Origin of the sequence: Allosphingosinicella sp. (assembly GCF_046295735.1) — a bacterium.
Lineage (GTDB): Bacteria > Pseudomonadota > Alphaproteobacteria > Sphingomonadales > Sphingomonadaceae > Allosphingosinicella.
In genome coordinates this window covers 1-13,718 of sequence record NZ_JBKBMQ010000026.1, presented here as the reverse complement: position 1 = coordinate 13,718, position 13,718 = coordinate 1, and the positions used below count along the sequence as shown (strand labels likewise).

Sequence of the window (13,718 nt, the reverse complement as noted above, 5' to 3'; positions counted from 1 at the left end):
ATTGACCCCGGAATAATTGCCCTGGAGCCCGAGTTGATCGAACCCCCACTGGCCGTCCACCTTGTCGTTCGCGCCGAAGCGGGCATGGCCGAAATAGAAGCCGTCGTCCTGATGCCCGCCGATGATGACGTCATCGCCCAAGCCGCCATAGGTGAGGAAGTGGCCGTTCATCTCGCTGGAGCCGTCGAACGTCACATTCTCGCCCGCCAGCAGCGTGTTGAAGCTGACGGTCAGCCGCTGTCCTGCAGGAACGTTCCAGTCATGCATCTTGATGTTGTAGCTGTAGAGATTGCCGCCCGTATCGCCGAAGCGGGTGTCGGAGCCCGACAGCAGAACCAGCATCTCGATGTTCACCATGGTACTGCCTGCCATCATCAGGCCGGCCGAATAGTCCCCTTGGAGCCCGATCTGATCGAAGCCGGGGCCGCCGTCGATGCGGTCCGCGCCCGTCATTGCGCCACCGAAATAGAAGCCGTCGTCGCCAGCTCCTCCGAACACCGTGTCATGGCCGCCGTCCTGCAGCATGAACAGATCGTTGCCCGGTCCGCCGATCACGACATTGTTCAGGGCGTTGCCGCGCAGGGTCTGGCCCGCCGTCGACGTGCCCACGAGGTTCTCGACATTGGCCGGCAACACGTAGGAAGCGAGACTGGTCCGGACCTCGTCGATTCCTTCGTCCGGATGCTCGACGACCAGGTCTCCCGCATCATCGACGATGTAGATGTCGTTGCCCCTGCCGCCTTCCATCCGGTCAGCCCCCGACCCGCCGTCCAGCACGTCGGCAAAATCGGTTCCGTGAAGCACGTCGTCCCCGCCGGTCCCCTGGATCATCGACGAAACGAACGGGTTGTCCACCCGCACAAGACCGCTTCCGGTGGCGACCGTGAAGTAGCGCTGCTCGGGATCGACGAGCAGCCGATTGCCGAACTGGCCGGAAGATCCGGTAACATCGCTCCCGACCGCGATCGACCCTACGATGTCCCAGGTCGAGGTGGACAACTGGAAGATGCGATCGAGCCGATTGTCCAGAACGAACAAGAAGGACCCTGTTTCATCGAACGCGAGCCCCGAGACATGTCCGCCCTGCCAATCCTGATAACGGTGCCCCAGATTGGTCAGGAAACCGAACGAGCCGTCATATACATGCACGCCGGTGCCTTGAAGATGTTGCGCAACCAGCGCACCATCCGCACTGATGGCTTGTACGCCATGGTCGAAATTGAACCCTTCTTTATAGTGAAATTCCTGAGCGACAAAAATCCCCGATCCCGCCACCAAGACCCGACTGCCATCTGAAGACCTTGACAATATCGTGTCGTGTCTCACCGAGACGTTCAGGGTCGTATATTGTCCGCTAGACAGATCGAGCAGCTTGAGCGTCGTCCAACCCGACCAGCCGTTCGTGATTTTTTGGCTCAAGAGTGCCGTCCCGTCTTCCAGGATGGCAACATCGAAAAAGGCGCGATCCGATCCGCGTACGATCATCGGGAGCGTCGTGAAAGCGCCCGTCGCTACGTCGATCCTATAGGCGTGAACGGTATGCTCATCGTCCGGCCAGCCGGCGCCTTCCTTCTTGCTGACCGGATCATGTTCGAGCGCGATGAGGAAAGTGCCGTCCGGCGACACATCCATTCCGGCAAGGCGGGTCCCCACCGGCCAGGTGGCCAGGAGTTCCCCGGAGACGGCATGGTAGACGCGCACCGCACCGTCCCGGCCGGCCACGTAGATGCGGGAGCCATCGGGACTCAGGACGACGTCCGCTGGATTTGCACTGCCGAGCGCGCCATTGTGCCGCACGGCGGTCGTTTCGTCTGCCACTTGGTTCCCCCCTCGGAAAACTACCTACTCTCCGGCGTTTGGCTCAAAATCGCGACCAGAGTCAATGAAATGGCGCGACATCTCTCATTTGGGAGATGCGGTGGCTTCGCGATGCCGGGTAACCATCGTCTTTCAATCGGTTACGGGTGGCGGACATGGGCATTTTGTGCGTGCTGGGGCTCCACAGGCGGTCGAAGCGCGAGGCACGGCATGTCGGCGGGCGGACGATCAGCATCTGCCGCCGCTGCGGGCTCCCTTTGGTCCGGAAGCGTAGCGGCAAGTGGGTGCCGGACCGGGGCAGCCTCTCGCCGACGTTGACCCACACCGCACCTTCGGGTCACGACCCCGAACGGCTTTGACGCGTCCGGCAACAAGCCTCTGTTCCGCTTCGGCAAATCTGCTATCACTGAGCGGCCTTCCCTCCCGAACCGAGGCTGCCGAGTGACCACCCGCATCGCGTCCGCCGAAAGGCGTTCCGCCTGACACGGCGTGCCGGACGGCGACCGGTCTTCGCCCGCGGCGCGGCCGCGCTTCTGTTACTGACGACCAGCGCGGCGGCGATCGTCCCGCTGGCGCACGCGCGAGCGCAAGGCGCGGCCGCCCCGATCGCGGGCGATGCCCATCTGATCGTCACGGCGCGGCGGCGGGCGGAGCCGGCGAGCGAGGTTCCGATCAGCGTCGCCGTGCTCGACGACCGGGAGCTGCGCCGGTCCGGCGTCGCCGATCTCGAGGAGGCCGCGCGCAGGGTTCCGAACCTGGGCCTCTCGCAATCGGGCGTGCTCGCGGCGCCGCAGCTTTCGATCCGGGGCGTCTTCTCGCCGGTCGGTGCGCCGACCACCGGCCTCTATCTCGACGACGTGCCCTTTCAGGCGCGGCCGCTCGGCTTCAGCGGCGACGCCAACCCGCATCTGTTCGACGTGGCCCGGATCGAGGTGCTGCGCGGCCCCCAGGCGACCCTGTTCGGTGCCGGATCGATGGGCGGCACCATCCGCATCCTCTCGAACCCGCCCGACCCTGCCGCAGAGGCCTCCGCGCGCCTGTCCGGCGAAGCCGCGCTGACGGCGGGCGGCGCGCCGAGCCATACGGCCGAGGTCCTGGTCGGCCTGCCGCTCGGCGGGTCGGCGGCGCTGCGCGGCGGGCTCTACGGCCGGGTGCGGGGCGGCTTCGTGGACAAGGTCGATCCCGGCGGCGGCCAGGTTCGAAACAGGGACATTGACGAAACACGCACGGTCGCGGCCAAAGCCGCGCTCCTGTTTCGCGCCGCCGACGGACTGACGATCGAGCCGGCCATCCGCTACCAGCGCACCGAAGTCGACGATCTGCCGCTGTTCGAAAGCAGCCGCGGCCCGTACCTCCAGTCCTTCCCGGTCGCGCAGCCCGGATCGGACGCCTTCCTGCTGCCCAGCCTTACCGTTCGAGCCGAGCTCGCCGGGGTGACGGCGACCAGCGTCCTCGCCTGGTTCGACCGCGACCATCGGCAGCTGAGCGATTATTCCACCATCTTCGCCGAGCTCGTGCTCGGTCCGGACGCGGATGGCGCGCGGCCGCCGGGCGGCACGCGCAACCGCACCCGCACCCGCCAGCGCAGCCTCACCTACGAACTGAAGTTCGCCGGCGGCGAGGCGTCCGCTTTGGGGTGGACGGCCGGCTTCTTCTATCAGCGCAGCCGGCTGCGGCTGGAACAGGACGTGGCCGAACCGGGGCTCGGCCAGCTGGTCGCGGGCCTGTTCGGCGCGTCGCTGGAGGATCTGTTCGGCCCGCTCCTTCCCGGCGACCTCGCCTATCGCGGGCGCGAAGCCGTGCGGGAGACGCAGGCGGCGGGGTTCGGCGAGGTCGCCTGGCGGATCGCCCCCCGGCTGGAGCTCAGCGCCGGCGCCCGCCTCACCCGCTCCGGCCTGTCGCTCGACGTCCTTTCCGAAGGCATCTACGCCGGCGGCGGCGGAACGGCGGCCATGGCGGAGAGCCGGACGGAAACCGCTTTCTCGCCGCGCATCGCCCTCAGCTTCCGCCCCGCCGACGACCTGCTGCTCTACGCCAGCTCCAGCCGCGGCTTCCGGCCGGGCGGCGCGAACACGCCGGTGCCGCAAGCGGTCTGCGGAGCCGATCTCGCCGCGGCCGGGCGCGCCTCGGCGCCGCTTTCCTACGGTTCGGACGCGCTGTGGAGCCACGAGCTCGGCGGCCGCATCACCCGTCCGGAGGCCGGCCTCTCGATCGGCGGCGCGCTGTTCCAGATCGACTGGACCGGCATCCAGCAGTCGATCTTCCTTCCCGGCTGCGGCTTCTCCTTCGTCGACAATCTCGGCCGCGCCCGCAACCGCGGTTTCGAGCTGGAGGCGGCGGCCCGGCCCTTCCCCGGGCTGCGCGTCACGGCGGGGCTCGGCTTCGTCGACGCGCGCTTCCAGGAGACGCTGACCGCCGGCGGAGCCGAAGGGCTGATCGTCGCGCGTGGCGACCGGGTGCCCTACGTGCCGCGCTGGACCGCGGTCGCCGCCGCCGACTACCGGCTGCCCCTCGCGGCCGGGCTTGGCGCCTATCTGCGCGGCGATCTCCAATATGCGAGCGGCTACCGCCGCACGCCCGCGGCGCCCGCGATCGGGCACAATCCCTTCGTCTATCGCGGCGATCCGCTGCTGCAGGTCGGTCTTCGCCTCGGCCTGGAGGCGGAGCGCTGGGAGGCCGCCCTGTTCGTCCGCAACCTGCTGGACGCGCGCACGATCACCTTCAGCAACGCCGATCTCGTGCCGGCGAGCGGCACGCCGCAGCGGCAGTCCGCCCTCGCGCCGCGCACCGTCGGCCTCACCGCGTCGCTCCGCTTCTGACCCCCGCCCGTCCAGACGAGGGACGGAAAGATCGCGCGGACCCGAAAAAAGTCATTGCTTCCAATCGCCTCCCCATGGAAGATCGCGCCGCAGAACAGGGGCCGACGGCATGCTGCCATTTTCCTGCGCCGGCATCATTTTCGAAGCGGCAGGCGACGACGATGCCTTCGGCGCGCTGGCCGGCCAGGTCGCCGAGGCGCTCAACGCCCGCTCCGGCGTGGTGCATTGGCGGCACCTGCGCGAGGGCCGGGAGGAAGTCTCCTATTCCGGCTATTTCAGCGCCGAGCAGATGGCGCGGTTCAGCACCCATTTCGCCGACGAGGATATCTGGTCGAAGGCGGTGCGCGCGCCCGCCGCGCGCAACCGCGCCTGGGCGCTCGACACGCTCGTGCCCGGCCGGGCCTATGAGCGCAGCCGGATCTACAATGAATGGATCCGCCCGATGGGCGACGACACCTTTCACTGCCTCGGCGCGGTAGTCGCGCAGGACGACATGGTCGCGGAACTGGGCTTTCACCGCGGCCGGGGCCAGCCCGCCTTCGCGGCCGAGGAGGTCGCCTTCCTGAACGGCGAACTCGATCATTTCCGCCGGTTGATGAAGGTCCGCCACAAGCTGTCGGCGAGCCGGCGCGCGCAGGAACAGCTGGAAGGCACGTCCGACGCGATCGGCTACGGCATCTTCACGCTCGACGCCAGGGGCACGCTCCTCCACCACAACCGGGCGGCCGAGATCATCCTGGAACGGGGCGACGGCCTGCTGCTGCGCGGCGGCCGGCTGGTCGCCCGCACGCCGAGAGAGCGGGAGCCGCTCAACCGGGCGATCGAGCAGGCGGCGGCCGAACCGCTCTTCTCCACCGCGTTGCGCGTCGGTCGCGGCGACGGCGATCATTATGAAGTCTCCGTCCTCACCAGCGAAGCCGGCGGCCGCCGCCAGATCGTGATCGTCACCGCCGATCCCGACGCCGCCGATCCCAGCATCGCCGCCCGGCTGCGGGCGCTGTTCAAACTCAGCAGCGCGGAAGCGGAAATCGCGGTCGCGCTCGCCAATGGCGCCAGCATCGCCGAAATGGCGCTCGCCCGGCGGACCTCGATCGGCACGATCCGCTCGCAGGTGAAATCGGTTTCGGCGAAGCTCGGCTGCGGCCGCCAGTCGGAGATCGTCGCCCTGGTCGCCCGCCTCCCCCGCCTCTCCGCGATGCGGCAGGCGTGAACCCGTAGAAGCCGCTCCTCCGGCGGCTCGCCCCGGCCCTGCTGCGCCGATCCGGAGCGCGAGGGCGCGCCACGCCACGACTCCCCAAAACGAAAGGGCCGGAGGCTTTCGCCCCCGGCCCTTCTTTCCTCGGACGTTCGGCCGGACTTAGAAGTCCATGCCGCCCATGCCGCCCATGCCGCCGCCGGGCATGCCGCCCGCCGGCTTGTCCTCGGGGAGCTCCGACACCGCCGCTTCGGTGGTGATGAGGAGGCCCGCGACGGACGCGGCGTCCTGCAGCGCGGTGCGCACGACCTTGGTCGGATCGATCACGCCGGCCTGGACCAGATTCTCGTAGGTCTCGGTCTGGGCGTTGAAGCCGAGCGTCTCGTCGGTGGAGTCGAGCAGCTTGCCCGAGACCACCGCGCCGTCGAAGCCGGCATTTTCGGCGATCTGACGGACCGGCGCCAGGATCGCGCGGCGGACGATGTCGATGCCGCGGGTCTGGTCGTCATTCTGGCCGGTCAGGCCCTCGAGCGCGCGGGTGGCGTAGAGCAGAGCGGTGCCACCGCCCGGAACGATGCCTTCCTCGACCGCGGCGCGGGTGGCGTGAAGCGCGTCGTCGACGCGGTCCTTGCGCTCCTTCACCTCGATCTCGGACGAACCGCCGACCTTGATCACGGCCACGCCGCCGGCGAGCTTGGCGAGACGCTCCTGGAGCTTCTCGCGGTCATAGTCGCTGGTGGTGGTCTCGATCTGCGCGCGGATCGCTTCGACCCGGCCCTTGATCGCGCCCTCGTCGCCGGCGCCATCGACGATCGTGGTGTTCTCCTTGTCGATCGTCACGCGCTTGGCCTGGCCGAGCATGTTCAGCGTCACGTTCTCGAGCTTGATGCCGAGATCCTCGCTGATCATCTCGCCCTTGGTCAGGATCGCGATGTCCTCGAGCATCGCCTTGCGGCGGTCGCCGAAGCCCGGCGCCTTGACGGCCGCGACCTTGAGGCCGCCGCGCAGCTTGTTGACGACGAGCGTGGCCAGAGCCTCGCCCTCGATGTCCTCGGCGATGATCAGCAGCGGACGGCCCGACTGCACCACCGCCTCGAGGATCGGAAGCATCGCCTGAAGGTTGGAGAGCTTCTTCTCGTGGATGAGGATGTAGGGGTCGCTAAGCTCGACCTGCATCTTCTCCGGGTTGGTGATGAAATAGGGCGACAGGTAGCCGCGGTCGAACTGCATGCCTTCGACCACGTCGAGCTCGAATTCGAGGCCCTTGGCTTCCTCGACGGTGATCACGCCTTCCTTGCCGACCTTGTCCATCGCCTCGGCGATCTTCTCGCCGACGACGGTGTCGCCGTTGGCGGAGATGATGCCGACCTGGGCGATCTCGTTCGAGTTGGAGACGTCCTTCGAACGGCTCTTCAGATTCTCGACCACCTTGGTGACGGCGATGTCGATGCCGCGCTTCAGGTCCATCGGGTTCATGCCGGCCGCGACCGACTTCATGCCCTCGCGGACGATCGCCTGGGCGAGCACGGTGGCGGTGGTGGTGCCGTCGCCGGCGAGGTCGTTGGTCTTGGACGCCACCTCGCGCAGCATCTGCGCGCCCATATTCTCGAACTTGTCCTTGAGTTCGATTTCCTTGGCGACGGTGACGCCGTCCTTGGTGATGCGCGGGGCGCCGAAGCTCTTGTCGATGACGACGTTACGGCCCTTGGGGCCGAGGGTCACCTTCACCGCGTCGGCGAGGGTGTCGACGCCGCGGAGAATCCGCTCGCGGGCGTCACGGGAAAAGCGAACGTCTTTCGCTGCCATTTTTCGTATCCCTTTCTTGAGGTCTCGTCATCCCGGCGAAGGCCGGGATCTCGTTGGGTGAAGAGCACGGGGCCTTTCACCCCCTGGGGCCCCGGCCTGCGCCGGGGCGACGGTGTCAGGCCGCCTTGCGGGCCGCTTCGCCGCCCTCGACGATGCCAAGGATGTCGCTCTCCTTCATGATCAGGAGATCCTCGCCGTTGAGGCGCACCTCGGTGCCCGACCATTTGCCGAACAGGATGCGGTCGCCCGCCTTGACGTCGAGCTCGACCAGCTTGCCGCTCTCGTCGCGGGTGCCGGCGCCGACGGCGATCACTTCGCCTTCCTGCGGCTTCTCCTTGGCGGTGTCCGGGATGATGATGCCGCCGGCCGTTTTTTCCTCGGCCTCCACGCGGCGAACCAGGACCCGATCGTGCAACGGACGAAAGTTCATGCGCTCACCTTTCTTGTTATGCGCGGCAGTCCCCCTATCTGCCGGAGTAGGCCGCGCCGGTTGAAGCTTGTTAGCACTCGCCCCTCGCGAGTGCCAATGGCCGCGATTTAGGCGATGTTCATCGCGCGTCAAGGCTGGCGGAGCGGAATTCGCGCAGCCGCGCGGCGAAGCGAGGGCGGCGGAGGCCGGGCCGCGCGGTAAGGATGCACGGCGGGCGCCGATCGCCCGCCGCGCCATGGAAGGAACGGGAGCGAAGATGCGAGTCCTCGGCAAGGTTTGGAAGCTGCTGGTCGGCGTCAAGGACGCGCTCGTCCTCATCTTCATGCTGCTCTTCTTCGGCGCGCTCTATGCCGGCCTGTCGGCCAGCCCCTATTCGGGAAGCGCGACGCGCGGCGCGCTCCATCTCGATCTCGGCGGCACGATCGTCGAGCAGCCGGTCGAGGAAAGCCCGCTCGCCTTGATGGGCGGCGGCTCGGTCACCCGCGAGTTCCGGCTGCGCGACGTCGTCCACGCGCTCGACACCGCCGCCGCCGACAGCCGAATCCAGGCGGTGGCGCTCGATCTCGACGTCTTCACCGGCGGCGGCCAGGCCGCGCTCGCCAACGTCGCCGACGCGATCGCGCGGGTGAAGGCGGCCGACAAGCCGGTCATCGCCTTCGCCACGGGCTACTCGGACGCCGGCTATATGCTCGCCTCCCACGCCAGCGAGGTGTGGCTCGATCCGCTCGGCGGGGTGGTGCTGACCGGGCGCGGCGGCAGCGGCCTTTATTATGCCGGCCTGCTCGAGCGGATCGGGGTCACCGCCAACGTCTACCGGGTCGGCACCTACAAGGCGGCGGTCGAGCCCTTCACCCGCAGCGACATGTCGCCCGAGGCGCGCGAGGCGAACCAGGCGCTGGCCGACAGCCTGTGGGAGGCCTGGCTCGAAAAGGTGCGCCGCGCCCGGCCGCAGGCGGACCTCCTGCCCTATGTCGCCGACACGGCCGGCCGGATCGAGGCGGCGAACGGCGACCTCGCCCAGGCGGCGCTCGCCGCGCGCCTCGTCGACCGGATCGGCAGCCGCGAGGAATTCGGCACCCGCGTCGCCGAACTCGCCGGCACCGACACGCCCGCAATCCCCGGCAGCTTCCGCGCCGTCTCGCTCGACGCCTGGACCGCCTGGAACCCGGCCGGACACCGCGGCGGCCAGATCGGCGTGGTGACCGTCGCCGGCGACATCGTCGACGGCAGCGCGGCGCTCGGCACCGCCGGCGCCGAGACGGTGGTCGAGAATATCGAGCGCGGCCTCAAGGATCACAGCCTCTCCGCTCTGGTCGTCCGGGTCGATTCCCCCGGCGGATCGGTCACCGCTTCGGAACGCATCCGCCGCGCCGTGCTCGCCGCCAAGGCGAAGGGGCTGCCGGTGGTGGTCTCGTTCGGATCGGTGGCGGCGAGCGGCGGCTACTGGATCGCGACCGCCGGCGACCATATCATGGCCGAGCCGTCCACCATCACCGGCTCGATCGGCGTGTTCGGCATCCTGCCGAGCTTCGAGGGCACGCTGGAGCGGCTCGGCATCGGCGCCGACGGCGTCAAGACGACGCCGCTGTCGGGCGAGCCCGATCTGCTGCGCGGCCCCTCGCCGGAGGCGGACCGGCTGATCCAGGCCGGCGTCGATTCCACCTACCGCCGCTTCCTGAACCTCGTCGCCGAGGCGCGCCGCCTGCCGCCGCAGCGGGTGGACGAGATCGCGCAGGGGCGGGTCTGGGCCGGCGGCACCGCCCGCCAGATCGGCCTCGTCGACCAGTTCGGATCGCTCCAGGACGCGGTCGCCGAAGCCGCTCGCCGCGCCGAAATCGATCCGGAGCGCGCGCGCGTCGTCTATCTGGAGCCGGAGCCGACCGTCCTCGCCCGCATCCTGCGCCGCGCCGCCTCCGGCTCCGAAGCGCCGCCGAGCCCGGACGTGTTCAGCCGCGCCTTCGGCCGGCCCGAGGCGCTGGTGGCGCAGGCGCTGACCGACGCCGAGGCGATCCTGCGCGGCCCGGTCCTCCAGGCCCGCTGCCTCGAATGCCCCGTCCAGCCCCGCGCCGCCGCCGCCTCCCCCACCCGCCTCCAGCGCCTCCTCGCCTGGCTGGGCTAGGCGCAACCCGTCCCCACCCCCCGTCATCCCGGCGAAAGCCGGGATCCCCCTCCGGAAAGACCCCAAGGTCGACAGATCCCGGCCTTCGCCGGGACGACGAAGCAAGGCCCAGGTGGCGGAACACCCCCAACCCGTCATCCCGGCGAAAGCCGGGATCCCCCTCCGGAAAGACCCGAACGTCGACAGATCCCGGCCTTCGCCGGGATGACGCAAGGCTCACCGCGTCGTCAGCGAATACCCCCCCGGCTCGGAGGGCACGAACAAGGCGAAATCCACCCCGAACACCAGGTCGCGAAAGTTCCGCAGCGCCGCGTCGTCGAGGCCGAACCTGTGCCCCCGATGGACATGCGCCCGAATCGGGCGGAGGTCGACCAGGCTCGGCCGGTCCATCGCGTCCGGGGCCAGCAGCACCCGATATTCTGGATCGACCGCGCCATGGTCCGGCCACCATTCGCGCAGCGGCAGCACCTGCACCGACAGCGCCGTCCGGCCGTTCGCGATCGCGAATTCGTGGAGGAAATTGCCGAGCGTGAAGACGTTGCCCGGCCCCCGCCCGCGCACCGCATGCCAGTAGCCCGCCTTCACCAGCACCTTCGGCGGCCGCCCGCCGGCGCGCTCCGCCGCCCGGTAATGGTGCAGGAACCGCCGCTTCATCCAGTCCTCGCGCACCCAATTGTTGAGCAGGCCGAGCGGCGCCCCGTCCGCCCCCGGCTCGTCCGCCCGGCGATAATAGGAATAGATGTCGGCCGAGACCTGCAGCGCCTCCAGGAGCTCGGCCGCCCGGCTCCCCTCCGCCGGCGCCATCGCCGCGCGCAGCGCCGCCAGCCGCGCCTCCAACCCTTCCGCCCGCGACAGGAAATGATGCGCCGCCTGGTCGCGCCGCCCGTCCGCGCCGCGCCGCCCCTCGTCCGCCCGCGCGTCGGCGAGCAGGCCGGCGGCGAGGCACCGCGCCTCCGCCGTCCCGGCCAGCCCCAGCAGCTCCTCCAGCGCCGCGGCCGCGCCGAACGCCTGGTCCACGCCCCAGGCCGGCTGGCTCCGCGCCGTCGAGATCCGCCCGGCGGCGGCGATCAGCGCCAATTCCTCGTCGGTGGCGAAGGTGAAGCTGTAGGGATAGGCCCGCGCATAAGCGGCAATCGCGTCCAGCCGGCCGCGCCGGTCCGGCGCCGACGCCGCCTCCATGCCGAACGGGTCCTGCTCGAGCGCCAGATGGTCGAAGCCGTGCGCCGCGTGGAGCCGGCGGAACAGGTCGGCCGTGATCGCCGGCGTCGCGGCGTCGTTGTGCGATTCGATGAGGATCACGAACTGTGCGTCCGCCGCCGCCGCGACCAGCGCCTCCGCCCCCGGCCCGCCGAGCGCGCCGCCCTCGAACGACAGCGGCAAGGTCGCCCGCGCGACGATCGCCTCCCCCGCCCGCGCCGCGGCGCCCGCCCCGGCCCAGAGCGCGCATCCGATCAGCAGCATCGCCAGAAAGCGGAGCATCTTGTCCTCCGTCGCCCGGCGCCGGCCCCGCGCCGCCCGCCCGTCCTTGCGCTACAGACGTAGCCGGACGGCGCGAGGCGTCAAGCGCGCCCCGCCCCGCGCCCCTCTTCGCGCAGCAGCAGCAGGCCGGTCGCCGCGAACCACAGGAAATAGCCGAAAAAGCCGATCCTTTGCCCCCATCCCGGCAGCAGCGCCCCAGTCGCCTGGAACGCCACCTGCCAGCCGAGATGGACGATCATGAACAAAAGGAACCAGGGTGTCGCCCGCGCCCAGCTTTCGAGCCCCGGCCGCTCGGCAAGCACTGGGCGGATCGCGAACAGCCCCGCCGCCCACAGCAACCCCGCCCCCATCGCGCCCAGCGCATGGAGCGCCGACGTCGCCGCGCCCAGATCCTCCATGTCGACCGCGAACAGCCCGGACAGCGCCAGCATCGCCCCCGATCCGATCATCAGCACCGCCCCCGCCCGCCGCCGCGACAAGGCGAGCAGGCCATAGCCGAACAGCATGATCGCCGCGCCCGGCAGGATCAGGCCGGCGAGGTTGAACGCCCCCGCCATCGGCGCCCCCACCGCGCCCAATTCGCTCACCGCCTTGGTGCCGTGGGTGTAGCCGTCCTCGCGCAGCGCCGCGAACAGGATCAGGCTCGCGAAGAACAACAGGGCCGCCGCCGGCCCGGCCAGCCACGCGGTGCGCGAGAGACGGTCCTGCGCGGGCGGCGGCGAACGGGTCATGGCAATCTCCTCCAGATTTGATTAGCATGCGCTAACTTCTTGGCCAAGACGGCTTGCCTTGCGGCCGCGGTGCGGGAAAGCCGGCGGCGCAAGCTTTGGGAGGCACCATGGACACGCCACGCTCCGCCCCCGATCATCAGGAGGATGCGGTGCGCCTCGCCGGCGCCGCCGCGCGGCTGGTCCGCTGGCTGCGCGCCGCCGATCCGGCGCCGCGGCTGACCGGCGCCCAGGCTTCGGCGCTGGCGGTGATCGTCCATGCCGAGGGCGTCACTCCGTCCGAGCTCGCGCGCTGGGAGGAAGTGAAGCGCCCCACCGTCGCCCGCACCCTCGCCCAGCTCGACGCGCTGGGCCTGCTCGAGCGCGCCCCAAGCCCCACCGACGGCCGCGCCGTGCGCCTGCGCGCGAGCGACAAGGGCCGCCGCTGGTTCGCCGAAGGCCAGACCCGCCGCGCCCGCCCCCTCGCCCAGGCGCTCGCCGCGCTGCCGGCGGAGAAAGCGGCCCGCCTGCGAGGCGCCCTCCCCCTCCTCGAACAACTGATCGAAGAGGCACGGCGGGGCGGGTGAGAAGCGGGAATACCGGCCCACCCCGATTTTTCGCTCAGAGCCGGTCGCGATCCGCGACATTTGCAACGGCGAACAGTGGCCGGTGCCGGACGTTCTGCTCTAGGCTGTGAACCCATGAACCGGGCTTGATCAGACGCGGAAGAACCCCCAGCCATCCGCTCGCCCGAGGTGCGATTGCGCCAGGGCATTCAGGCGTTCCTCGATGCCCGTGATGTTTTCGCAGGTGGGTGTCATGTCTTTGGTGGCCGTGACGTCCCACGGGTCTTCTTCACGCTCGACCTTCTCGACCCTGGTGGAGAAACCTTCCTGTTCTGCTTCTCGGGCGAACGCGTCGGCGGAAGCACGGTCGGGGAAGACGTGAAAGAAGTCGATGAAGCGGGATGGGCCGAGGTCGCTCCCTTCGGCTTCCATGTTCCGCAGTATTGTGGCGTTCTCCTCAAACAACGACATCGGCACCTCATGCAGCAAGCCGGCCAGAGGCTACATCGGTGAAGCAGGATTCCGAAGCGCGTCGTGATCTGAACGGCATCTTCTGGGTGCTGCGCTCTGGGGCGCCGTGGCGCGACCCGCCGGAGCGCATGGTCCACGCACCACCTGCTGCAACCGCTTTGTGCGATGGCGAAAGGCAGGTGTGTGGCTCCGAACTTATGAGTCTACAGCCTGGGCATGGAAGACGGGATTTCGAAGCCTCGGCTGATGAAGGTCGGACGGAAGGAACGTCAGCGAAGTGCAGGCAAGACGTTGCCGGCGATCATCCG

Annotated in this window: 9 protein-coding genes and 2 pseudogenes; 5 read left to right on the top strand and 6 right to left on the bottom strand. The window is 69.4% G+C overall.

Going from position 1 to position 13,718, the window contains the following annotated elements; genetic code table 11:
• A pseudogene (locus ACK4K7_RS16145) lies at window positions 1–1,818 on the bottom strand (hypothetical protein); the annotation flags it as partial.
• A gap of 434 nt (window positions 1,819–2,252) precedes the next feature.
• Here ACK4K7_RS16145 and ACK4K7_RS16140 point away from each other — a divergent pair.
• Window positions 2,253–4,637 (top strand): TonB-dependent receptor, encoded by a 2,385-nt coding sequence (locus ACK4K7_RS16140; protein WP_431867540.1) that lies wholly within the window; start codon window positions 2,253–2,255, stop codon window positions 4,635–4,637.
• 109 nt (window positions 4,638–4,746) lie between these two features.
• Window positions 4,747–5,847: a helix-turn-helix transcriptional regulator gene (locus ACK4K7_RS16135; protein ID WP_431867539.1), complete on the top strand. Its 1,101-nt coding sequence runs from the start codon at window positions 4,747–4,749 to the stop codon at window positions 5,845–5,847.
• Window positions 5,848–5,994: 147 nt separating this feature from the next.
• On the opposite strand, the gene groL is transcribed toward ACK4K7_RS16135, so the two are convergent.
• Together groL and groES are read right to left on the bottom strand one after the other, a co-directional pair.
• A complete protein-coding gene (groL, locus tag ACK4K7_RS16130; RefSeq protein ID WP_431867538.1) occupies window positions 5,995–7,638 on the bottom strand; it encodes a chaperonin GroEL in 1,644 nt (547 codons plus the stop codon).
• Window positions 7,639–7,753: 115 nt separating this feature from the next.
• Window positions 7,754–8,068 carry a co-chaperone GroES gene (gene groES / locus ACK4K7_RS16125; RefSeq protein ID WP_431867536.1) on the bottom strand — a complete coding sequence of 105 codons (315 nt, stop codon included), beginning with the start codon at window positions 8,066–8,068 and terminating at the stop codon, window positions 7,754–7,756.
• A 256-nt stretch (window positions 8,069–8,324) separates the two neighbouring features.
• On the opposite strand from groES, the gene sppA reads away from it, so the two are divergent.
• Window positions 8,325–10,187, top strand: coding sequence for a signal peptide peptidase SppA (gene sppA / locus ACK4K7_RS16120; RefSeq protein ID WP_431867535.1), 1,863 nt, complete (start codon window positions 8,325–8,327; stop codon window positions 10,185–10,187).
• A 216-nt stretch (window positions 10,188–10,403) separates the two neighbouring features.
• Here the strand turns inward: sppA and ACK4K7_RS16115 are convergent, their stop codons facing one another.
• Together ACK4K7_RS16115 and ACK4K7_RS16110 are read right to left on the bottom strand one after the other, a co-directional pair.
• Window positions 10,404–11,666: a hypothetical protein gene (locus tag ACK4K7_RS16115; RefSeq protein ID WP_431867533.1), complete on the bottom strand. Its 1,263-nt coding sequence runs from the start codon at window positions 11,664–11,666 to the stop codon at window positions 10,404–10,406.
• An 80-nt stretch (window positions 11,667–11,746) separates the two neighbouring features.
• Complete coding sequence (locus tag ACK4K7_RS16110) at window positions 11,747–12,397, bottom strand: DUF998 domain-containing protein (protein ID WP_431867531.1); 651 nt, start codon at window positions 12,395–12,397, stop codon at window positions 11,747–11,749.
• Window positions 12,398–12,504: 107 nt separating this feature from the next.
• On the opposite strand from ACK4K7_RS16110, the gene ACK4K7_RS16105 reads away from it, so the two are divergent.
• The gene (locus ACK4K7_RS16105; protein WP_431867530.1) at window positions 12,505–12,960 is read left to right on the top strand and encodes a MarR family winged helix-turn-helix transcriptional regulator; all 456 of its coding nucleotides are present in this window, start codon (window positions 12,505–12,507) and stop codon (window positions 12,958–12,960) included.
• 129 nt (window positions 12,961–13,089) lie between these two features.
• Here the strand turns inward: ACK4K7_RS16105 and ACK4K7_RS16100 are convergent, their stop codons facing one another.
• The gene (locus tag ACK4K7_RS16100; RefSeq protein ID WP_431867528.1) at window positions 13,090–13,428 is read right to left on the bottom strand and encodes a ribonuclease E inhibitor RraB; all 339 of its coding nucleotides are present in this window, start codon (window positions 13,426–13,428) and stop codon (window positions 13,090–13,092) included.
• 41 nt (window positions 13,429–13,469) lie between these two features.
• On the opposite strand from ACK4K7_RS16100, the pseudogene ACK4K7_RS16095 reads away from it, so the two are divergent.
• Window positions 13,470–13,621, top strand: a pseudogene (locus tag ACK4K7_RS16095) (transposase); the annotation flags it as partial.
• Window positions 13,622–13,718: the final 97 nt, after the last annotated feature.